General features: G+C 72.5%; 17 protein-coding genes. 12 read left to right on the top strand and 5 right to left on the bottom strand.

Annotated features, from left to right (window positions below):
• Positions 1-63 precede the first annotated feature (63 nt).
• Positions 64-492 (bottom strand): DUF2304 family protein, encoded by a 429-nt coding sequence (locus ACZ4MO_RS09735; protein WP_175009107.1) that lies wholly within the window; start codon positions 490-492, stop codon positions 64-66.
• Between the two features lie 12 nt (positions 493-504).
• Positions 505-1,221, bottom strand: a complete 717-nt coding sequence (locus ACZ4MO_RS09730; RefSeq protein WP_175009108.1) for a glycosyltransferase — start codon at positions 1,219-1,221, stop codon at positions 505-507.
• A gap of 143 nt (positions 1,222-1,364) precedes the next feature.
• Here ACZ4MO_RS09730 and ACZ4MO_RS09725 point away from each other — a divergent pair, with 143 nt between their 5' ends.
• The 4 genes from ACZ4MO_RS09725 (at position 1,365) to ACZ4MO_RS09710 (ending at position 6,940) form a co-directional block, all read left to right on the top strand.
• Positions 1,365-1,961 (top strand): acyltransferase, encoded by a 597-nt coding sequence (locus tag ACZ4MO_RS09725; RefSeq protein ID WP_155098530.1) that lies wholly within the window; start codon positions 1,365-1,367, stop codon positions 1,959-1,961.
• Positions 1,958-3,058 carry an aminotransferase class I/II-fold pyridoxal phosphate-dependent enzyme gene (locus tag ACZ4MO_RS09720; RefSeq protein WP_175009109.1) on the top strand — a complete coding sequence of 367 codons (1,101 nt, stop codon included), beginning with the start codon at positions 1,958-1,960 and terminating at the stop codon, positions 3,056-3,058. The genes ACZ4MO_RS09725 and ACZ4MO_RS09720 overlap by 4 nt, the downstream gene beginning before the upstream one ends.
• Complete coding sequence (locus ACZ4MO_RS09715; RefSeq protein ID WP_175009110.1) at positions 3,058-4,044, top strand: Gfo/Idh/MocA family oxidoreductase; 987 nt, start codon at positions 3,058-3,060, stop codon at positions 4,042-4,044. The genes ACZ4MO_RS09720 and ACZ4MO_RS09715 overlap by 1 nt, the downstream gene beginning before the upstream one ends.
• A gap of 265 nt (positions 4,045-4,309) precedes the next feature.
• Entirely contained in the window at positions 4,310-6,940 is a 2,631-nt protein-coding gene (locus tag ACZ4MO_RS09710) for an FG-GAP-like repeat-containing protein (protein WP_175009111.1), read from the top strand.
• Between the two features lie 55 nt (positions 6,941-6,995).
• Here the strand turns inward: ACZ4MO_RS09710 and ACZ4MO_RS09705 are convergent, their stop codons facing one another.
• The 3 genes from ACZ4MO_RS09705 to ACZ4MO_RS09695 all read right to left on the bottom strand — a co-directional run bounded on the left by ACZ4MO_RS09705 (position 6,996) and on the right by ACZ4MO_RS09695 (position 11,430).
• Positions 6,996-8,990 carry a SpoIID/LytB domain-containing protein gene (locus ACZ4MO_RS09705; protein WP_175009112.1) on the bottom strand — a complete coding sequence of 665 codons (1,995 nt, stop codon included), beginning with the start codon at positions 8,988-8,990 and terminating at the stop codon, positions 6,996-6,998.
• Positions 8,991-9,062: 72 nt separating this feature from the next.
• Positions 9,063-10,241, bottom strand: a complete 1,179-nt coding sequence (locus ACZ4MO_RS09700) for a glycosyltransferase (RefSeq protein WP_175009113.1) — start codon at positions 10,239-10,241, stop codon at positions 9,063-9,065.
• 7 nt (positions 10,242-10,248) lie between these two features.
• Positions 10,249-11,430 carry an acyltransferase family protein gene (locus ACZ4MO_RS09695; protein ID WP_255437258.1) on the bottom strand — a complete coding sequence of 394 codons (1,182 nt, stop codon included), beginning with the start codon at positions 11,428-11,430 and terminating at the stop codon, positions 10,249-10,251.
• A 136-nt stretch (positions 11,431-11,566) separates the two neighbouring features.
• On the opposite strand from ACZ4MO_RS09695, the gene ACZ4MO_RS09690 reads away from it, so the two are divergent.
• The 8 genes from ACZ4MO_RS09690 to ACZ4MO_RS09655 all read left to right on the top strand — a co-directional run bounded on the left by ACZ4MO_RS09690 (position 11,567) and on the right by ACZ4MO_RS09655 (position 21,355).
• Positions 11,567-12,778, top strand: coding sequence for a glycosyltransferase family protein (locus ACZ4MO_RS09690; RefSeq protein ID WP_175009114.1), 1,212 nt, complete (start codon positions 11,567-11,569; stop codon positions 12,776-12,778).
• 65 nt (positions 12,779-12,843) lie between these two features.
• Positions 12,844-14,625, top strand: coding sequence for an ATP-binding cassette domain-containing protein (locus tag ACZ4MO_RS09685; protein WP_175009115.1), 1,782 nt, complete (start codon positions 12,844-12,846; stop codon positions 14,623-14,625).
• 3 nt (positions 14,626-14,628) lie between these two features.
• Positions 14,629-15,879: a glycosyltransferase family protein gene (locus tag ACZ4MO_RS09680; protein WP_175009116.1), complete on the top strand. Its 1,251-nt coding sequence runs from the start codon at positions 14,629-14,631 to the stop codon at positions 15,877-15,879.
• Entirely contained in the window at positions 15,876-17,027 is a 1,152-nt protein-coding gene (locus ACZ4MO_RS09675; RefSeq protein WP_175009117.1) for a glycosyltransferase family protein, read from the top strand. Before ACZ4MO_RS09680 ends, ACZ4MO_RS09675 begins: the two co-directional genes overlap by 4 nt.
• A gap of 30 nt (positions 17,028-17,057) precedes the next feature.
• Positions 17,058-18,143 (top strand): glycosyltransferase, encoded by a 1,086-nt coding sequence (locus tag ACZ4MO_RS09670; RefSeq protein ID WP_175009118.1) that lies wholly within the window; start codon positions 17,058-17,060, stop codon positions 18,141-18,143.
• 67 nt (positions 18,144-18,210) lie between these two features.
• Positions 18,211-19,509 (top strand): nucleotide sugar dehydrogenase, encoded by a 1,299-nt coding sequence (locus tag ACZ4MO_RS09665; RefSeq protein WP_175009119.1) that lies wholly within the window; start codon positions 18,211-18,213, stop codon positions 19,507-19,509.
• Positions 19,506-20,471: a glycosyltransferase gene (locus ACZ4MO_RS09660; RefSeq protein ID WP_175009120.1), complete on the top strand. Its 966-nt coding sequence runs from the start codon at positions 19,506-19,508 to the stop codon at positions 20,469-20,471. The genes ACZ4MO_RS09665 and ACZ4MO_RS09660 overlap by 4 nt, the downstream gene beginning before the upstream one ends.
• The gene (locus ACZ4MO_RS09655; RefSeq protein ID WP_175009121.1) at positions 20,468-21,355 is read left to right on the top strand and encodes a glycosyltransferase; all 888 of its coding nucleotides are present in this window, start codon (positions 20,468-20,470) and stop codon (positions 21,353-21,355) included. The genes ACZ4MO_RS09660 and ACZ4MO_RS09655 overlap by 4 nt, the downstream gene beginning before the upstream one ends.
• Positions 21,356-21,364 lie beyond the last annotated feature (9 nt).

The following is a 21,364-nucleotide window of genomic DNA, read 5'->3' as shown; positions in this document are numbered from 1 at the left end:
TAGGCGGACGCCGCGAGGCGCTGGCGCGCGCACGGGGCCCGCGGCGTGGAGGAGTTGTGGAACCTACCGCTCGGACCGGGGAGGCGTGGGCACCACCGTGTCGTCGGTCGTGGCGGTCCGCGCGGACTCGTCGTGCTCGAGCTGGCCCACCGAGTCGTCGACGCGTTCGAGCGTGGCCTCGGCCAGGCCGAGCTCGCGCGTGAGCACCGTGATCTTCCGCTCGAGCTGGTTCGTCCGTCGGTGGCTCGTCGCGATGAAGCTGACGAAGGCGATCACCAGCGCGTACAGCAGGAGGTCGGTGCCTCGCCCGACGTCGAGCAGGTTGGCGACGTACGTGAGCCATTCCGGGAAGAGGATCGCCAGCACCGCGGAGAGCACGAACCCGACGAGGAGCAGGCGACGGATCGCCTGGTGGCGGGCGTTCGCCGTCGAGCGGGTCAGGAGAACGGACGCCACGACGACCGCGACGACGAGGATGATCTGGATGAGCATGGCCGATCCCTGCTACTTGAAGACGAGGTCGACGAGGATGTTGACGGAGTTCCAGAGCGACTGGCCCTTGCCCTTGGAGTAGTCCGTGTACAGCACGTGGACTGGGTGCTCTCGCCACGGCAGCCGCGTCCGGCCGAGCTGGAAGACGATCTCGCTCGCGTGCGCCATACGATCCTGGCGCAGGTCGACCTGCCGGGCCGCGTCCACGCGGATGACCCGGAGGCCGTTGTGCGCGTCGGTCAGGCGCAGCCCGGTGCTCCGGTTCGTGAACCACACGGCCGTCCGGAGGACGAGCCGCTTGAGGAGGCCCGGCCTCGTGCGGTCGTCGAGGAATCGCGAGCCGAACACGACCGCCACGTCCTCGGCGCGCGCCAGCTCCACCATCGCGAGCGCGTCGTCGACCTGGTGCTGCCCGTCCGCGTCGAACGTCACGAGGTAGCGGGCGCCCTCCTGGGCGCGTGCGTACTCGATGCCCGTCTGGAGCGCGGCGCCCTGGCCGAGATTCACCGCGTGGCGCACCACGACGGCACCTGCCTCGCGAGCGCGTGCCGCCGACTGGTCGGTGCTGCCGTCGTCCACGCAGACGACGTTCGGGAACGTCTTCCGCGCGTGGGCGACGACGTCGCCCACCACCGCGTCCTCGTTGTAGAGCGGGATGACGAGCCACACGTCGTCGGTGACGGTGCGAGTGGGCGCGCGACCGTCCGTCGCCGCGTCCGAAAAGTCCATGCCCTCATTCTTGCAGCATCCGGAGCGAGGTCGGGACGAAGGTCAGTCGTCCCGTGCCGACCGCGTCGGTAGGCTGGCCGGTGCGGCGCCGCGGTTAGAGTGAGCCCGCCCACTGCTGTCGAGAGCGAGGAGCTCTTCCCATCATGAGTGTGCGCATCGCACCCAGCGCCGATGTCGCCGAGAATGCCGCGATCGGCGACGGCAGCCAGATCTGGCACCTCGCCCAGGTGCGTGAGGGGGTGTCGATGGGGGAGTCGTGCGTCGTAGGACGGGGCGCCTACATCGGCACCGGCGTGCAGATGGGCCGGAACTGCAAGGTGCAGAACTACGCCCTCGTGTACGAGCCGGCGACGCTCGCGGACGGCGTCTTCATCGGGCCCGCCGTGGTGCTGACCAACGACACGTACCCGCGCGCGGTCAACCCCGACGGGTCGCTGAAGAGCGCGGACGACTGGCACGCCGTCGGCGTGACGATCGGCGAGGGGGCCGCGATCGGAGCTCGCGCCGTGTGCGTCGCCCCCGTGACGATCGGCGCCTGGGCGACCGTGGCCGCCGGCGCCGTCGTCACCAAGGACGTCCCGGACCACGCCATCGTCGTCGGGGTTCCCGCGCGGCGCGTCGGCTGGGTCGGGCGAGCGGGCCGACCGCTGGAGCAGGACGGCGAGCACTGGGTCTGCCCGGTGACAGGGGTTCGCTACGAAGAGCACGACGAGACCATCAGAGAGGTTGCGGCCGAATGAGCCAGACACTGATCCCCGCGGCGAAGCCGATCGTCGGGGACGACGAGCGAGCGGCCGTGGACCGCGTGCTGCGCAGCGGGATGATCGCCCAGGGCCCGGAGGTCGCCGCCTTCGAGCAGGAGTTCGCCGACGTGCTCGTCGGCGGGCGCACGTGCGTCGCCGTCAACTCCGGGACCTCCGGGCTCCACCTGGGCCTCCTCGCCGCGGGCATCGGCCCCGGCGACGAGGTCATCGTCCCGTCGTTCACGTTCGCGGCGACCGCGAACTCGGTCGCGCTGACCGGTGCGACGCCGGTGTTCGCGGACATCGAGCCGGACCACTTCTGCCTGTCGCCCGACGCGGTGCGCGCCGCGATCACCGAGCGCACCAAGGCGATCATGCCGGTGCACCTCTACGGCCACCCCGCGGACATGGCGGCGCTGGGAGCGATCGCCGAGGAGCACGGCCTGCTGCTCTTCGAGGACGCCGCCCAGGCGCACGGTGCGACGCTCGACGGCCGCCCGGTCGGCTCGTTCGGCACGTTCGCGATGTTCAGCCTGTACCCGACGAAGAACATGACGTCGGGCGAGGGCGGCATGGTGTCGTGCGCGACCGACGAGGTCGCCCGCAACGTCCGTCTGCTGCGCAACCAGGGGATGGAGCGTCAGTACGCGAACGAGGTCGTCGGGTTCAACGCCCGCATGACCGACGTCCACGCGGCGATCGGCCGGGTCCAGCTCACGAAGGTCCAGGGCTGGACCGCGGACCGCCAGCGCAACGCGGCGTTCCTCACCGAGAACCTCGAGGGCGTCGTCACGCCGCCCGTCGCCGACGGCGCGGTGCACGTCTACCACCAGTACACGATCCGGGTCGCCGACGACCGGGACGGCGTGGTGACCGCGCTCCGCGAGGAGCACGGCGTGGGCTCGGGCGTCTACTACCCGATCCCGAACCACCGTCTCGAGAGCCTGCGGCACTTCGCGCCGGGCCTCGACCTGCCCGAGACCGAGATCGCGGCGCAGCAGGTGATCTCCCTGCCCGTGCACCCGTCGCTCACCCAGGCCGACCTCGACCGCATCGTCACCGCGGTCAACACCGTCGTGAAGGCAGGTGCGTGATGGCAGACCTTCGCGCAGGTCTCATCGGGCTCGGCGCCATGGGTCGGCACCACGCCCGGGTGCTCCGCGAGATCGACGGCGTCGACCTCGTGGCCGTCGCGGACCCGGGCGGCGACCCCTACGGGGTGTCGGGGGACCTCGACGTCCTTCCCGACGTCGAGGCGCTGATCGCCGCCGGTATCCAGATGGCGGTCGTGGCGGTCCCCACCGTCTTCCACGAGGACGTCGCGCTCGCCCTCGCCGCGGCCGGCGTCCACACGCTCGTCGAGAAGCCCATCGCCGCGACGAGCGAGGCCGGCCGGAAGGTCGCCCAGGCGTTCGCGGAGGCCGGCCTGGTCGGCGCCGTCGGGCACATCGAGCGCTTCAACCCCGCGCTCCAGGAGCTCCGCCGCCGCACGGAGGCGGGCGAGCTCGGCGAGGTGTACCAGATCGCGACCCGTCGCCAGGGGCCCTTCCCCGCGCGCATCGCCGACGTCGGGGTCGTCAAGGACCTCGGTACCCACGACATCGACCTCACGGCCTGGGTCGCCCAGAGCCCGTTCCGGTCGGTCGCGGCCCAGACGACCCACCGCAGCGGTCGCCCGCACGAGGACATGGTGACGGTGACCGGACGGCTCGAGAACGGCGTCGTGACGAACCACGTCGTCAACTGGCTCTCGCCGATGAAGGAGCGGGTCACCATCGTCACCGGCGAGCGCGGCGCGTTCGTCGCGGACACCGGGACCGCCGACCTCACCTTCTACGCCAACGGGGTCATCCCGACGGAGTGGGAGGCCGTCTCGGCCTTCCGGGGCGTCTCCGAGGGAGACGTCACGCGGTACGCCTTCGCCAAGCGCGAGCCGCTCCGCGTCGAGCACGAGGCGTTCCGCGACGCGGTGCTGGGACTGCGCCACGACGTCGTGACCATGGAGGAGGGGCTGCGCACCCTCGAGGTCGCGGAGGCCGTGCTCGATTCGTCCCGTACCGGCACGATGATCACCCTCTGAACCTGCTCGCCCGCACTGCGGACTTTCTCCCGGGAACGTACGGTGACGAGAGAGTGCCCAAGGCACACATCTCGACCACAGGGGAGGAACGATGCAGTCGCATCGGTTCGGCACGTCACTTCGATCCCTCGTGGCGGGCGCCGCGGTACTCGCGCTGCCGTTCACGGCAGCGACCGCGGCGCCCGCCACGTCGGCACCAGCCACGTCGGCACCAGCCACGTCGGCACCAGCCACGGCGGCGCCCCCTCGCGCCTCGCTCGAGGTCGTGGAGGGCGACGAGGGGATCGAGTCCGACGTCGCGGAGCTCGCCGTGGACGAGAGCCCCCAGGCGCTGGACGCGCCCGCGGACGCCGACGCCCCGTTCACGGAGGCAGGTGCTCCCGAGCAGGACGGCACGGTCGTCGCGACCTCCGGCGAGACGACCGGCCTCGCGGTGGTCGGCGTCACCTGGGAGCAAGGCACCGCACCCGACGGCTCGACCGTGGTGCTGCGGACGCGCACGGCGGACTCCTGGTCCGAGTGGGCGGTCCTCGACCAGGAGGAGGTCGTCTCGGACGACCCCACGGAGGACGAGGTCGGGTCCGACGCGACCGTGCTCCGCGACGGAACGGAGCCGGCCTTCGTCGGGGACGTCGACGAGGTCGAGGTCGCTGTGCGCGGCGCGGCCGACAGCCTTCCGCAGGACATCCGCCTCGTCGTGATCGAACCGGGAGAGGCCGACGCGGAGCCGACCGTGGCGACGACGAGCCTCGTCGAGGAGCCGGATGCCGCGCCGCCCGCGATCGTCGACGAGTCCGCGCCCGGCGGCACCTCCTCCGAACCCGACGGCTTCGCGGCGGCCGCCGTGTCCCGTCCGACGATCAACACGCGCGCGCAGTGGGGCGCCGACGAGTCGATCATGACCTGGACGCCGCAGGTCGGCCGCGTCAACGGCGCCGTGGTGCACCACACCGCCGGCTCCAACAACTACACCGCGGCGCAGGTGCCGTCGATCATCCGGGGCATCTACACCTACCACGCGCAGTCCCGCGGCTGGGGCGACATCGGCTACAACTTCCTCGTCGACAAGTTCGGTCGCATCTGGGAAGGACGCGCGGGCGGGGTGGAGCGAGCGATCGTGGGCGCACACGCGTCAGGCGTGAACTCCCACACGTTCGGCCTCTCGCTCATGGGGAACTACGACCAGGTCGCCGTGCCGGCCGCGGCCATGGACTCGATGTCGCGCCTGATCGCGTGGAAGCTCTCCCTCCACGGCGTCCGCGCGAACGGGACCGCGGCCATCGACGGTCGCACCCAGCCTGCGGTCGTCGGGCACCGCGACGTCGGGCAGACGTCCTGTCCGGGGGCGAACCTCTACCCCCGGCTCGGAGAGCTGCGCTCGCGTGCGTCGAGCCTGCAGGGCGGCGGACCCTTCCGGTCGATCACCCGTAGTCTCGTCGGCGACGCGCAGCCGGATCTCGCCGTGCAGAAGAACGGCGTCGTGTCGCTGCTCACCCAGGCCGGCTGGGCGTGGTCGTCACCCACCGCCGTCGGGAACGGCTGGAGCTCGGGGACCGTGATCGGAGCGGGCGACTGGAACCGCGACGGGCGGGGTGACCTCATCCTTCGGGACGCGGCCGGTGGACTGTTCCTCTACGGACGCACGGCCGACGGCTGGCAGCCCCGGAAGCAGATCGGCAAGGGCTGGGGCACGATGACCCTGATCACCGGTGGTTCCGACTGGGACGGCGACGGTGTTCCCGACCTCCTGGCGCGGACTCGCGACGGCGCGCTGTGGCTCTACCCGAACAACGGATCCGGCGGTTTCGGTACACCGCGCAAGATCGGTACGGGATGGGGCTCCATGTCGGCCGTCGTCATGCTGGGCAACGTCCAGGGCGGACGACCGGCGCTCGTCGCGAGGGCGTCCGACGGTCGCCTGACGACCTACTTCGGGGACGGCAAGGGCGGCTTCTCCGGCAGCGTGGCCTCCGGCTCCGGCTGGAACGCCATGACGACGATCCTCGGCGTCGGCGACGCGTCCGGCGACGGGCACGCGGACCTCATCGCCCGGGACGCGCAGGGGCAGATGTGGCGGTACCCGGGGAACGGTCAGGGCGGGTTCGGCGCGCGAACGCAGATCGGGACCGGCTGGCAGTCGTTCACCAGCGTCGTCGCGGCCCGGACCGGGAGCACGGTCGAGGTCTACGCGGTCGCCAAGGACGGGCGCCTCCACCGGTACGCGTACGCGAAGAGCGATGTGCTCGCGCGGAGCGTCCCCACCACGGTCCGCGTCGCGCAGGGCGCCGACGTGATCGTCGCCGGGGACTGGGACGGCGACTCTCGCCCCGACCTGATGGTGCGCAACCCGGGCGGCGAGCTCCTGCTCCACCGGGGGACCGGGAACGGGACGTTCGCGACCAGCGGTGTCCGCGTGGGCAGCGGGTGGAACGCGATGCGGGACGTCGTCGCCGCACCCGGCTTCGTCGGCGACGGGAAGCCCGCGCTGCTCGCGCTCGACCGGACGGGCGGGCGGATCTGGCTGTACCCGGGCGACGGGAAGGGCGGCTTCGGCGCGCGCATCCTCCTCGCGACCGACGCGGGCGCCGCCGACACCATCGTGAGCGCCGGCGCGTGGACCGGGCTCGTCCCGGACGTGATCACCCGGGAGAACGGCCGACTCTTCCTACGCCAGGGCAACGGGGCGGGGACGCTCGGCCCGTCCCGCCAGATCGGGTCCGGCTGGGGTTCGGCTGCCGCCGTCATCGGGACGGGCGACGCGACGCGGGACGGCAACCCCGACCTCGCGTTCGTCGGGAACGACGGCCGGATCACCCTCTACCCGGGCAACGGCCGAGGCGGGTTCGTGCCTGCCTGGAGCTTCGGCGCCGTGCCCTCCGGAGGCGTGGCGTCCTGACACGGCTGCGGCCGGGGCAGCACATGCCACCCCGGCCGCAGCGCGTCGACGCGTGTCACGCCAGACGGGCGACGACCCCCCAGCCGTTGCCGATCGTCGTCCGGCTGGCGAAGCCGGAGCCCGTCCAGCGGTAGAGGTACAGGAGCCCGTCGGCGCCGGTGGCGACGAGGTCAGGGAGTCCGTCGCCGTCCCAGTCCCGCACGACGGTGAGCAGCCGCATGGAGCCCCACCCTGTGCCGATCTGTGCGCGGTCGAACCCGTTCCCCGCACCGCGGTACAGGTAGAGACGTCCGGCACCGTCGCGGGCGAGGAAGTCCGCCCTCCCGTCCGAGTTCCAGTCCCCGCCGCCGACCACGACGGACATCGACTGCCACCCCGCGCCCATGCGCTCGCGTGCCGAGAACCCGCCGTTGCCCTGGCCCCGGTACCGCCACAGGACGCCCGCCGTGTCGATGGCGAGGAGGTCAGCGTTGCCGTCGCCGTCGAGGTCCCCGGGGGCGACGACCGTCCGGGCGCCTCCCCAGCCCGAACCGACGCGGACGCGCGGCGCGAACGCCCCGTCGGCCGTGGTCGGGTAGCGCCACATGACGCCCGCCGCGTCGACCGCGAGAAGGTCGGTGCGGCCGTCGCCGGTGAGGTCGTTGGCCCGGACGACGAGCCGCATCGTGGACCATCCGTTGCCGACCTGGCGAGACTCGGCGAACCCGCCCGTCCCGTTCCCCTCGTACACCCGGAGGGTCCCGTCGGACATCACGGCGGTGAGGTCCGTCCGTCCGTCCGTCGTCGTGTCGGAGTCGAGCGCCGTGCTGCCCGTGATCTTCCACCAGTCGCTCCGCAGGCCGAGCGCGCTGCGGAACCCGGAACCCGTCGTGGACGTCGACCCGCTCGACCCGGAGACCACGACCTCGACGACGCGACCACCCCACTCACCGTCGCCGGTCCGGCGCCGGATCTCGACGGAGCGGGGGGTCCCGACCTGGGGGAACGCCGAGCGCAGCGTGCTCGCCGAGACCTTCACCGACCACGCGTGCGACGGGTTGCCGATCGGGTCCCAGGGATCGCGTCGCGCCACCTGGTAGGGCAGGTTCCCCGCGGCCGTCCAGCCACCGTTGGACGCGCTGAACTGGGTGAAGGCGAGCGCCCCGCCGTAGTGGCGCACCTGGTTCGCCGTCGCCGAGATCGCGGCGTCGGTGGACGCTGCCTCGTGGACGGCGGTCACGGTGCCCGACGCGTTGAGCGTCCTGATCCCGGCGTAGACCTGGCACTGCGTGGTGTCGCAGGTCTGCCACCCCGCGTTCCCCGCGGAGGCCCGCTGGTGGGACGCGTACGTCCGGGCCGCGACGGCCTGTGCCCGCAGCGCGTCGGCGGGCCAGCTCGACGGCGACTCGGCCGGCACCACGGAGCGCAGGTACGACTCGAGCGGCACGGCGTTCACCGTCCGCAGCCGGGGAGAGTCGCCGTCGCTCACACCACGGAGCGACCCTCGGTACTCCTTCTGCCGTCCGTCCGGGAGGATCAGCCGCAGGGTGCCGTCGGGTGAGGCAAGGTCGAGGTACGTCGCGGACGCGCCCTGCGACCACCTCCGCCACGAGCCGTTCACGAGCCCTTCGAGGTACAGTCCGGGCGCCTGGCGGACGATCCGCCACTGTGTGACCTGCTGACCGCTGAATCCGATGGGGCGGGGCCCGTTGACGGTGTCAGAGGCGGTCATTCCGGCCTCCGCGACGACCCGGACCTCGTTGTCGGTGTCGGCACTGATGAGCACGCGGATCGCCTGGTTCGACTGGGTGACCGCCACGGTACCGGGATAGTAGAAGTCGAGGATGGCCGGGTAGCCGACGCCCTGAGCGGCCGCCGCTCGGGCCCCCCACTGCGACAGTCCACGACCGTGGCCGTAGCCGCGTCCCGCGATCGTCACCGTCCCCGACGGTGGGAGGACGACGCGCTCCGAGGTCACCACCGCGGCGGACGCCGCGACGGGACCGACGAGGCCGGAGACGAGCAGCCCCAGGGCGGTGAGGAGTGCGAGGGCGCGAGGACGACGTGGCATGGGGGCAGCATCCCACGCGCTCAGGGACCTGGCAGCGCGGCACGGCGCACCGCCGTCGGTGCGTGGGCTCGCCTAGCGGCGTGCGGCCAGGACGATCTCGGCGACCCGCTCGCCGACGGCGTCGAGCGAAGCGTTGGCCTGCACCCATGCCGCGCGCTCCGCGCGTCTCCCCGCGTCGCCGTCGGAGCCGCGGGCGACCGTCCGGAGTGCGTCGGCCACGGCGTCGGCGTCCCACGGGACCGCGTGCCCGAGCCCGCCCTCGGTCACGACGTCGACGGTCGGTCCCTCGCCCGCGAAGACCACGGGCGTCCCGGTCGCCGCCGCGGCGACCGCCTTCGTCGCGAGGGCGATCGTGTAGCCGCCGCCGGGTCGGACGGAGGCGAGGGCCGCCGTGGCTCCGCGCACGATCGCGGCGACGTCCGTCCCCGGCATCGCGTCCAGACCCACGAACGAGCCAGGCTCGAGGGTGGCGCCTGCGGCGGCGACGCGCTCGACCTCGCTGCCGCGGCCCACCATGACGAGCGTCGCCCCGGGGAGGTCCGGGAGCGCCCGCCGGAAGCCCTCGACGAAGACCTCGGCACCGTGCAGGTCGTTCATGGTCCCGGGATAGACGAAGAGCGGTCCCGACCGCCCGGGTGCGACGTCCCGGACCGGGCCGTCGAGGGTGAAGACCCCGGTGTCGACTCCGTTGCCGACGACGTGGACGCGCGAGGGCGCCGCTCCCAGGCGCTCCACGTGCCGGCGGAGGTCGTCGTTCACCGTCACGACGGCGGCGGCGCGACGCACCGCGAAGGCCTCGAGCGCCCGCGTCAGCGCGACGACCGGGGCCGGGAAACCGGCACCCTCGGCGGCCGCCGACACGAGGTCCGCGGCGTAGTAGACGTAGGGCGTCCGGCGGATCGTGAGCGCCAGGCGCGCGACGGTGCCCGTGGTCGGGGGCGGCTCGACGAGGACCGTGTCGTTCCGTCGGCCGAGGAGGAGCCGCCCGAGCAGGGGTGCGTCGAAAGAGGCGTACGGGAGGTAGCCCCGGACCGTGCCGTCCTTCGCGCGCAGGACCGGCCACCGTCGGACCCGTACCCCGCGCTCGCCCGCGAGACCTGCTGCTGACGTGCGGCTCGTGAGGACGGTCACGTCGGCCCCGCGTCGTGCGAGGGCAGAAGCGGCGGCCCGGAGCCGGAAGGCCGCGGCCGCGGGCTCGGGAGCATAGACCCGGGAAGCGATCGCGACGCGGGTCGGGGTGCGTGGGGGCATCGTTTCCTCAGACGGTGGTGGGCTTGGGCTGCGGCATCGTCGCACCAGGGCTCGGGACGGGCCCGGTCGGTGGCTGCCTGCGTGCACGGCGTGCGTCCCACCATCGCCGCATGCGCCGCTCCACGGGTGCCTCCACGCCGTGGTGCAGCGCGAGCGCGAGCGCCAGCGAGAGCGCGAAGGTCACCGCGTACCACCCGAGGTTCGCCCATGCTTCGCCCCGGTGACCGAGAAGGGCGAGGAGCGCGTAGAGCACCGTAGCGTGCACCAGGTAGAAGGCGTACGAGGCGTTGCCCAGGGCGACCAGGGGCCGGGTGCGGAGCAACGAGGGGCGGCCGGCGAGGTCGCGCACCGCGACGAGAACGATCATGAGGGCGCAGACGACCATGGCCAGCTCGTTCGCCGAACCGTTGACCCAACGTGCGACCGAGGCGGGCGCGGCAGGAGTCCGGCACACGATCAGCAGGCCGACGAGACCGAGCGCGGCGGCGTACCCGAACCATGGGCGCAGCCGAGGACGCCAGCCGCTCCGTACGGCCCAGGCCAGGCACATGCCGAGGAAGAACTCGCTGAGCCGGACCACGGGCCACGGGAGACCGGAGGACCACCATGAGCCCGGTGCCCCCATCGCGGCGGTGCGATACGTGAGCGCGACGACGATGGTGCCTGCGGCAAAGAGGAGCGCGCCACGCGTGCGCACGGCCAGGAGAGGTCGCTGCAGCGCCGGGTGCAGGGCGTAGAAGAAGGCCTCGCAGGTGAGCGTCCACGCGGCCGGATTGCCGGAGAAGAGGACGGACGGGTCCCGCGACCAGCCCTGCAGCAGAGGGATCGAGAGCAGGAGCACGGCGCCGAAGGGTTTGACCCACCACTGCTCGGGGTCGGGCGACACCGAGTAGAAGACGGGTATCGCGAGGGCGAGGGCGACGAGGTGCGCGGGGTAGATGCGTGCCACGCGTCGCCACCAGAACGTCGTCGCGGGCGTGGCGGACGACCATGCCCAGGTCAGCACGAACCCGGAGAGGACGAAGAAGAACGTCACCCCGAAGTTGCCGTAGTCGAACACCGCCTGGACCGGCAGGGGGGCGAAGTTCGCCATGTGGTAGCAGAAGACGCCGAACGCCGCCCACCACCGCAGACCGGTGAGAGAGTCGGCTCGCGGCATGCGCGCGACGGGGCCTGACCACGACGACATGGTCGAGAGGCTATCAATCGGGCACGCCCGGCCCGCGCAGGGCGGAGCGGCCGTTTGTCCTCGGCGCGGTGCGAACACCATGATGGGCTCCGTCCTGGGCGGAGGTCCGACGGACGACGAGACTCCAGGAGGTTCGATGGGCGCGGCGAGACGGCTCCGCGGGATCGTTCCCCCGCGGCTCGACGGGTTCCTGTACGAGGTGCAGCGGCGGCTCCCGCTCGTGGTCGGGGAGCGGCTCGACGAGCGCTACTTCGGGTACAGCGCCGCGGACCGCCCCGCGCCGGTCGCGGTGCCCGCGACCGGTCGACGGGTCTACGTCGCCCCCGCCAACTTCGCCGGCCAGGGGTATGCGTGGTCGCGCGCGCTCGAGCGGCACGTCGACGACCTCACCGCGGTGAGCATGGCGCCCGTGCGCGACGGGGGCTTCGGGTTCCGTGTCGACGACCCGGTGCCCTACCCGGTCTACGCCGCCTCGCGACGGTGGCAGCGCGCGCAGCGGAAGCAGGTGCTGCGCTTCACGCACGTCGTCCTCGAGGCGGGGCGACCGCTCTTCCCTCGTCTCGGGGCGGGGACCGCCGCGGCCGAGGTCGCCGAGCTGCGCGCGCACGGGCTGCGGGTGGCGATGCTGTTCCACGGGAGCGACATCCGGTCCCCGGACCGCCACGCGGCGTCGAGCAGGTGGTCCCCGTTCCACGAGAACGGTTGGGAGGAGGTCCCGCGGCTCCGCGAGATCGCCGCGGTGAACAAGGTCACCGCCACCGACCTGGGCGTGCCCGTGCTCGTCTCGACACCGGACCTCCTGCTCGACGTGCCGTGGGCGCGGTGGTGCCCCGTCGTCGTCGAGCCGGAGCGGTGGGCGAGCGGGACCCCGCTGCTCGAGCGGGAGCGACCGCTCGTCGTGCACGCCCCGAGCCGGGGCGTCGTCAAGGGCACGGCCCTCGTCGAGCCCGCACTGCGTGAGCTGGACGCCGCGGGGGTGATCGAGTACCGGCCTGTCTCGGGCGTGCCGAACGACGCCATGCCCGCGCTCTACGGGGAGGCCGACGTCGTCGTCGACCAGTTCCGGATCGGGAACTACGGCGTCGCGGCGTGCGAGGCGATGGCCGCGGGGCGCGTCGTCGTGTCGCACGTCGACGACCAGGTGCGGTCCGCCGCGCGGGACGCGAGCGGCCTCGACGTTCCCATCGTCGAGGCGACACCGGATACGCTGTCCGACGTGCTGCGGCGGATCGCCGGTGACCGGGAGGCATTCCGTGAGGTCGCCTCGCGCGGGCCGCGGTTCGTCGACACGTTGCACGGGGGGAGGTTCTCGGCGCGCGTGCTCGCCGAGACGCTCGACGTCCTCTGACGAACGGCGCGGTGCCCGCACACGTGCGGGCTCAACCACCCGTCCAGGTGAAAGGTCCGGTCCGCTTGAAGGTCATCTTCGGAACGCTCAGCAGCATCCTGCCCTACCTCCCCGGCGGCGCGCGCCGGTTCCTCAAGTGGTACGTCGCGCTCAGCTGCGCGCTGGGTCTGCTGGACATCGCGGCCCTCGGCGTGATCGCCGTGGCGCTGTCCAGCATGGCGACGGGGTCGTCCACGATCGACCTGCCGCTCGTGGGCTCGGTCGAGCAGTCGAGCTTCGTGTGGGTCATCCTCTTCGCCTGCCTGCTGATCATCACCAAGTCGGGGCTCTCCGTCCTGCTCCAGTGGTTCGCGACCCGCCGCTTCGCCGCGTTCGAGCTCGAGATCGGCGACAGGCTCTTCGAGGCGTACATCCGGGCGCCGTGGACCGAGCGTCTCGGGCGGAACACCGCGCAGCTGGTCCGTCTCGCGGACGTCGGTATCGCGAACGTCACCTCGGGCTTCCTGCTCCCCGTCGCGGGTCTGCCGATGCAGGTGGTCACGCTCGGAGCGGTGCTCCTGGTGCTCGCCGTGTCCCAGCCCGCGACCGCCGGCATCACGTTCGTCTACCTCGGTCTGGTGGCGGCCTTCCTCTACCTGTGGGTCGGGCGCCGTTCGTACCAGGCGGGCCGGGTGAACCGCGACTACTCGTTCCGGGTCGCGACGCTCATGACGGAGATGGTCTCCGCCCTGAAGGAGATCACGCTCCGCGACAAGGCGGGCGAGGTCGCCCAGGTCGTGCACGCGAACCGCATCCACACCACCCGGGCGCGTGCGAACATCTCGTTCCTCGGTGCCGTGCCGAAGTTCGTCATCGACTCCGCGCTGATCGGCGGGTTCGTCCTCGTCGGCGGGTTCGCCTGGCTCACCCAGGGGCAGGCGGAGGCCTTCGCCAGCGTCGCGCTCTTCGGCGTCGCAGGCTTCCGCATGGTGCCCGCGCTCGTCACCTTCCAGTCCACGATGTCGAGCGCGACGGCGAACATCCCGCACGTCCAGGCCGTGATCGGAGACATCCGCGCCGCCCAGGAGTACATCGCGCACGCCGAGCAGATCGGCAAGGCGCCCATCGTCGGCGAGCCGCGCACGCTCGAGCTGCGTGACGTCGCGTTCACCTACCCGAGGACGACGGTCGAGGCCGTGCACGGGATCACCCTGTCCGTCCCGCTGGGCAGCACGGTCGGTGTCGTCGGGCAGTCCGGCGCCGGGAAGTCGACCCTGATCGACATCTTCCTGGGTCTGCTCGTGCCCTCCCGTGGGTCGATCACCGTCGGGGACCAGCGTCTCGAGGACGTCCTGGGCGCCTGGCGCAGCCGCGTGGGGTACGTCCCGCAGGACGTGGCGCTCTTCGACGGGACCGTGGCCCAGAACGTCGCACTCTCGTGGAGCGGCGACATCGACCGCGACCGTGTCGTGGCCGTGCTCCAGCAGGCGCAGCTGTGGGACGTCGTCGCGTCGCGCGACGGAGGGATCGACGCCCGCATCGGTGAGCGGGGCATGGCATTCTCGGGCGGCCAGCGTCAGCGTCTCGGGATCGCCCGTGCGCTCTACTCCGACCCGCTCGTGCTGGTGCTCGACGAGGCGACGAGCGCGCTGGACACCAAGACGGAGGCCAGCGTGGCGGAGGCCATCAGCGGGCTGCGCGGTCGGGTGACCGTCATCAGCGTGGCGCACCGGCTCTCGACCGTCCGCAACAACGACCTGATCTGCTTCATGCGGAACGGCACGATCGTCGACCAGGGCCGGTTCGACGAGCTGGTGGAGCGGGTGCCCGAGTTCGCCGTGCAGGCGACGCTCGCAGGCCTGGTGTAGCTCATGTCGATCTCCACGCGTCTCAACCGGCTCGTCAGCGCGCTCGTCGCGCGTCGCTCGCGTCTGCCCCGCCCCGTCAACGCAGCGCTCGACCGGATCGTGGCGGGCGGCGGAGGCCCGCTGGGCCGCGTCGCCCAAGACGTCCTCGGCCGCCTGTCGGGCGGGGGAGCGCGCGCCGGATCGCGTCCACCGGTGCCGGGCACGCCGGTGCGTCTCTTCGTGGGCCCGACGAACTACGCGGGACAGGGCTACCTGTGGGCCCGCGCGGTCGAGCGCGAGATCCCCGGCGTGGGGGCCGTGAACATGGTGGCCGAGGTCGAGCACGGGTTCCGGTTCCCCGCCGACGACGCGGTACCGGTCGCGACCTACCTCCTGTCCCGGCCCTGGCAGGAGGAGCAGCGGCGGTACGTCGAGCAGTTCACGCACGTCCTCGTCGAGGCGGAGCGCCCGCTCCTGGGCCGGCTGCACGGGGGAGACGCCTTCGTGGAGGCACGGTCCTTGCAGGAGTCGGGGCTGCGCGTCGCGATGATGTGCCACGGCACCGACGTGCGCCTGCCGAGCCGGCACCGGGACACTCACCCCTGGTCGCCCTTCCACGACGACCCTGCCGCTGCCGCCACGCTCGAGGACGTCGCCCGCAAGAACATCGACGGGCTCGCCTCTCTCGGCGCGCCGGTCTTCGTCTCGACGCCCGACCTCCTGGACGACGTCCCCGACGCCACGTGGTGCCCGGTCGTCGTGGACGCGGCCCGGTGGTCTCCGTCGGCGCGCGTGCTCGAGCGGCCGCGACCGCTCGTGGTGCACGTCCCGAGCAGCTCGTCCGTGAAGGGCACGCAGCTGATCGCCCCGGTGCTCGAGAGGCTCGCCGAGCGCGGGACGATCGACTTCCGGTACGTCGAGGGCGTCGCGGCGGCCGACATGCCCGCGCTCTACGGTGAGGCCGACATCGTGCTCGACCAGTTCCGGATCGGCAGCTACGGGGTCGCGGCGTGCGAGGCCATGGCGGCCGGCCGTGTGGTCGTCGGGCACGTGTCGCCCGCGGTGCGGTCCCACGTCCTCCGGGCGACCGGCCTGGAGCTGCCGATCGTCGAGGCGACGCCCGACTCGCTCGAGGAGGTGCTGACGTCCGTGCTCGACGACCGCGAGCGCCACCGACACCGAGCGGCCCGAGGCCCCGAGTTCGTCGCGGCCGTCCACGACGGCCGGACGTCGAGCCATGCACTCCGCCCGTTCCTCCTGGAGGCCCGCACGTGACGGACCGGTCGCGCCCACGACTGCTCATCCTCTCCTTCTCGCCCATCGTCTCCGACGCCCGGCTGCTCAAGCAGGTCCGGAGGTTCCGCGACGACTACGCGGTGACGACCTGCGGGTACGGAGACGCGCCCGAGGGTGTCGACGAGCACGTGCGGATCCCCGACGATGCCCCCTACAACGACGTGAACGCCAAGCTCCTCGCGGTGCGGCAGTTCTCCGTCGCCTACTGGCGCACGAGCGCCGTGCGGGCCGCCCACCGTGCGCTCGCCGGGCGCGAGTTCGACGCGGTGCTCACGAACGACCTGGAGACCGTCCCGCTCGCGCGGCGGCACTGGCCCTCGCGGATCATCCACGCGGACCTCCACGAGTACAGCCCACGGCGGCACGAGCACGTCGCGGACTGGGTGCGGTGGCGGCAGCCGTACTACGAGTGGTTGTGCCGCGCCCACGTCTCCCGGGTGGCCTCGACCTCGACGGTCTCCGGAGGGCTGGCGCGCCAGTACGCGGAGCAGTTCGGCTTCCACCCGGAGGTGGTGACCAACGCCGCGCCCTACGCCGACCTCGCGGCCCGGCCGACGGGCGAGCCGCTGCGGCTGGTCCACAGCGGCGCGGGGATGGCGGACCGCGACCTCATGCTCATGATCGACGCCGTCGACCTCGCGCGCACCGACATCACGCTCGACCTGTTCCTCACGCCGAACAACCCCCGGTACGTCGACGACCTCCGCGCCCGCGCGAGCCAGGTCGAGGGCGTCACGGTGCACGATCCCGTCCCGTACGAGCGGTTGGTGGCGACGCTCAACGAGTACGACGTCGGCGTTTTCATCCTGCCGCCCATCAACTTCAGCTATCGGTGGGCTCTGCCCAACAAGTTCTTCGACTACGTCCAGGCCAGGCTGGGTGTCGTCGTCGGGCCTTCGGAGGAGATGGCAGGTCCCGTCCGGGCCCACGGGATCGGGGCGGTGGCGAAGGCCTTCGACGCGCCAGCGCTGGCCGAGGTGATCGACGGCCTCAGCCCGGAGCAGGTGACCGCCTGGAAGCGGGCCTCAGACGCCGCGGCGCACGAGCTGTCGGCGGAGAACGTCGCGCACGTGTGGGCACGCGCCGTCGACGCGATCGTCGCGGGACGCCCCGGCGGCGGTCGATGACGCCGACCCAGGAACGACCAGGAGGATCTCATGAGCACCGCTGACCCGACACCCGCGGTCGACCTCGTCGTCGCCGTCCACAGCGCGGGGCGGCCGGTGGAGCGCGCTGTCGCGTCGGTGCTCGACGGCACCCGGGCGGCGATCCGCGTCACGGTGGTGTGCCATAACATCGAGCGCGCCGAGATCGCCGAGAAGCTGGGTCCCCTCGCCGCCGATCCCCGGGTGCGGCTCGTCGAGCACGTCGACGGCGTGCGGTCGCCCTCCGGCCCGTTCAACCGGGGCATGGACGAGGCGACGGCGCCGTTCACGTCGATCATGGGCTCCGACGACGTGCTGGAACCGGGCGCGGTCGACTCCTGGCTGAGGAAGCAGCGTGCCGACGACGCCGACGTCGTGGTCACCCGGCTCCGGCATGCGGCCGGTCCGGTCGTGCCGACGCCACCCGTCCGCCCGGGCAGGACGCGCCGCCTGGACGGGACCCGCGACAGGCTCTCGTACCGCAGCGCTCCGCTGGGGCTCGTCCGTCGGGAGGCGTTCCCGAGGCTCCGCCTGACGGAGGGAGCGCCGGTGGGAGGGGACATCGCGTTCGTCCTCGCGCTGTGGTTCTCCGGGCGCCGCATCAGCTACGACAGGACCGGTCCGGCCTACGTGATCGGTGCCGATGCGGTAGATCGCGTGACGTTCCGCCCCAAGCCCGTCGCCGAGGAGTTCACGTACCTGCCGAGCCTCGTCGAGGCGGAGTGGTTCATGAACCTGCCTGCCCGGGCCAGGGCGTCCTACGCGGTCAAGTTCCTCCGGGTCCAGGTCTTCGGTGCTGTGCACAACCGACCCGATCCCGCGTTCTGGACGCCCGAGGAGCGCGACGACCTGCGCGACGTGACGCGGCGTGTGCTCGGGTTCGCCCCCGGTGCGGAGCGTGTGCTCTCCGTGGCCGACCGCCGTCTTCTGGACGCCGTCCTGGACGTGGGCACCCCCGTCGACCGCCTCTTCGCGCTCAGCGAGGCGCGGCGCCGCTACCGCTCGGCCGCCGCTGTGCTGACTCGGGACCCGTCACGTCTCCTGGCTCGCGAGGCGCCGCTGCGTTTCATGACCGCGTCGGTCCTGACACGACGCTGACCGCCATATCATCCTGTACGGCGCACTGCTGTCGCGTGCGCAACGTCCCCTTCCAGATGAGGAACCCATGCGCATCGCCGTCATCGCTCTCGGCAAGATCGGTCTTCCCCTTGCCGTCCAGTTCGCCGACCAGGGGCACGACGTCGTGGGCGTCGACGTGAATCCCGCCGTCGTCGAGAAGGTCAACGCCGGGGTGGAGCCGTTCCCCGGGGAGGCCCACCTCCAGGAGAAGCTCACGGAGCTCGTCCCTGCCGGCCGGCTGCGCGCGACGACCGACTACGGGGACGCGGTGCCGGGTGCGGACGCCGTCGTGCTGGTGGTGCCGCTCTTCGTCGACGAGGAGACGGCGCAGCCGGACTTCGGCTGGATGGACGCCGCGACGCGGTCGCTGGCGGAGCACCTGACCCCCGGGACCCTCGTGTCGTACGAGACGACGCTGCCCGTCGGCACGACGCGCAACCGCTGGAAGCCGCTCCTGGAGGAGGTCTCCGGCCTGCGTGAGGGAGAGGACTTCCACCTGGTCTTCTCGCCGGAGCGGGTGCTGACCGGACGGGTGTTCGCGGACCTGCGTCGCTACCCGAAGCTCGTCGGTGGGCTGTCCGAGGCCGGCGCGCAGCGGGCCCGGGAGTTCTACGAGGCGGTCCTCACGTTCGACGAGCGGGACGACCTCGCCCGTCCGAACGGGGTGTGGGACCTGGGGTCCGCCGAGGCGGCGGAGCTCGCGAAGCTCGCCGAGACCACCTACCGGGACGTCAACATCGGCCTCGCGAACCAGTTCGCCCTGTTCGCCGACGAGCACGCCATCGACGTGTACTCCGTGATCGAGGCGTGCAACTCCCAGCCGTACAGCCACATCCACCGTCCGGGCATCGCGGTCGGCGGCCACTGCATCCCGGTGTACCCGCGCCTCTACCTGTCGGTGGACCCGAAGGCGTCGATCGTCCGCGAGGCCCGCGCCGTGAACGCCGCCATGCCGGACCGCGTGGTGGAGCGCGCGGCCGAGGTCCTCGGTGACCTCACGGGGCTGCGCGCCGTGGTCCTCGGGGCCGCGTACCGCGGCGGGGTCAAGGAGACGGCGTTCTCCGGCGTGTTCGCCACCGTCCGAGCGCTCGAGGATCGTGGCGCGACCGTGGTGGTCCACGACCCGCTGTACTCCGACGACGAGCTGCGGTCGCTGGGCCTCGAGCCGTACGCCTACGGGGACACCGCCGACCTCGCGGTCGTCCAGACCGACCACGCGGAGTACGCGGAGCTGGGGCCGGACCGGCTGCCGGGTGTCCGCCTCGTCGTCGACGGGCGTCGGGTCACCGACGCGGCGCGCTGGTCCGGCACGCCGCGCATCGTGCTCGGGGGCGGGACGGCGTGATCACCTCGGGCGGCGCGCCGGCGCGGGTCGTCGCGGTCGTCGTCGCGTACGCGCGCCGGGACCTGCTCGTGGAGGCGCTCGACGCGCTCGCTGCCCAGACGCGGCCGGTCGACGCGGTGCTCGTCGTGGACAACGCGTCGCCCGACGACTCGGCGGTCGTCGCTGCGGCCCACCGCGTCGCGCCGACCGTGCTCGAGCTGGCGCGCAACACCGGCGGTGCCGGGGGCTTCGCCGTCGGCCTCGCGCACGCGGTCGAGGCGATGGACGCCGACCTGGTCTGGCTCATGGACGACGACACGATCCCGACGCCGGAGGCGCTGCAGGAGCTCCTGGCCGCCCGCGACGGCTACGGCGGGCCCGTGGCACTCCTGGGGAGCCGCGTGGTGTGGACCGACGGCCGTGACCACCCGATGAACACGCCGCGACGGCGCCCCGGTGCGGCCGGGGCGGAGGTGCGGTCCGCGGCCTCGGTCGCCGCGGTCCCGGTGCGGTCCTCCTCGTTCGTCTCGATGCTCGTCGACGCACGAGCGGTCCGGCACCACGGGCTGCCCGTGGCGGACTACTTCATCTGGAACGACGACTTCGAGTACTCCGCCCGGTTGCTGCGGTCGGGGACCGGACTGCACGTGCCGCGGAGCGTCGTCGAGCACCGGACGAAGACCTTCGGGGCGACCGATGCCGACCCGGGGCCCCGGTTCTACTACGAGGTGCGCAACAAGATCTGGATGCTGACCCGCTCGTCGTCGCTCTCGGCGTCGGAGCGGGTGCTGTACGCCGGGGCCAGCGCGCGGCGGTGGCTGCGCACCGCGGCCCGCTCGCAGGACCGGCGCACCCTGCTGACCGCCGGGGCGAAGGGGCTGCGGGACGGGGTGTTCCGCCGCCCTCGGCCGAACACCCGGGTCCTCGCGGGGCTCGGTCCGGTCAGCGCCTCGGTCGAGCGGCTCGAACGGTCCGCAGCGTGACGACGACGTCGTTCTCCGTCCTGCTCCCGTACTACCGCAGCGACGACCCGGAGCACCTGCGGAGGTCGTTCCTCTCGGTGACGGCCGACCAGACGCTCCCGCCGGACGAGGTGGTGCTGGTTCAGGACGGACCGACGGGCCCGGAGCTCGACGAGGCCGTCCGCGCACTCGTGGACGCCTCCGTCGTCCCCGTCGACCACGTCCGGCTCGAGGCGAACGTCGGCCTGGCCCGCGCGCTGGAGGCCGGCCTCGTGCGTTGCCGTCACGAGGTCGTCGCCCGGCAGGACGCCGACGACGTCTCCCGCCCCGAGCGCTTCGCCGCCCAGCTGCCGCTCCTCGAGCGGGGGTTCGACCTCGTCGGCAGCGCCATCGAGGAGCTCGACGACAGCCGGCCCGACGACGGGCTGGTCCGCGTCCCCCCGACGACACAGGCGGAGATCGTGCGACGGGCCCGGTTCGCGTCCCCGTTCAACCACCCGACGGTGGTGTTCCGCCGGAGCGCGGTCCGCGAGGCCGGTGGGTACCAGCACCTCGACCTGCTCGAGGACTACTGGCTCTTCGCGCGCATGATCGCAGGCGGCGCCCGGGTGGCGAACGTCCCCGAACCGCTCGTCCTCTACCGGGTCGACGCCGGGGCCTACCGGCGGCGCGGTGGACGCCGGCTCCTGCGGTCGGAGATCGAGCTGCAGCGACGCATGCGGGCCATCGGGTTCACGACGCTCGCGCAGTTCGTGCGCAACGTCGTCGTCCGTGGCGGATATCGTGTCCTGGGCGAACCGGTTCGGCGTGCCCTGTATCGGGTGTGGGTCCTGGTGGCGGTCCGACGGGAGCCGCTGGTGCCCGCCCGGCACGCGAACCGTCGGACGAAGACCCGTCGTGAGTGAAGAATCGAG

Source organism: Sphaerisporangium cinnabarinum, from assembly GCF_055567015.1.
The sequence above is the reverse complement of the archived record's forward strand: the minus strand, read 5'-3'. Positions and strand labels throughout refer to the sequence as shown.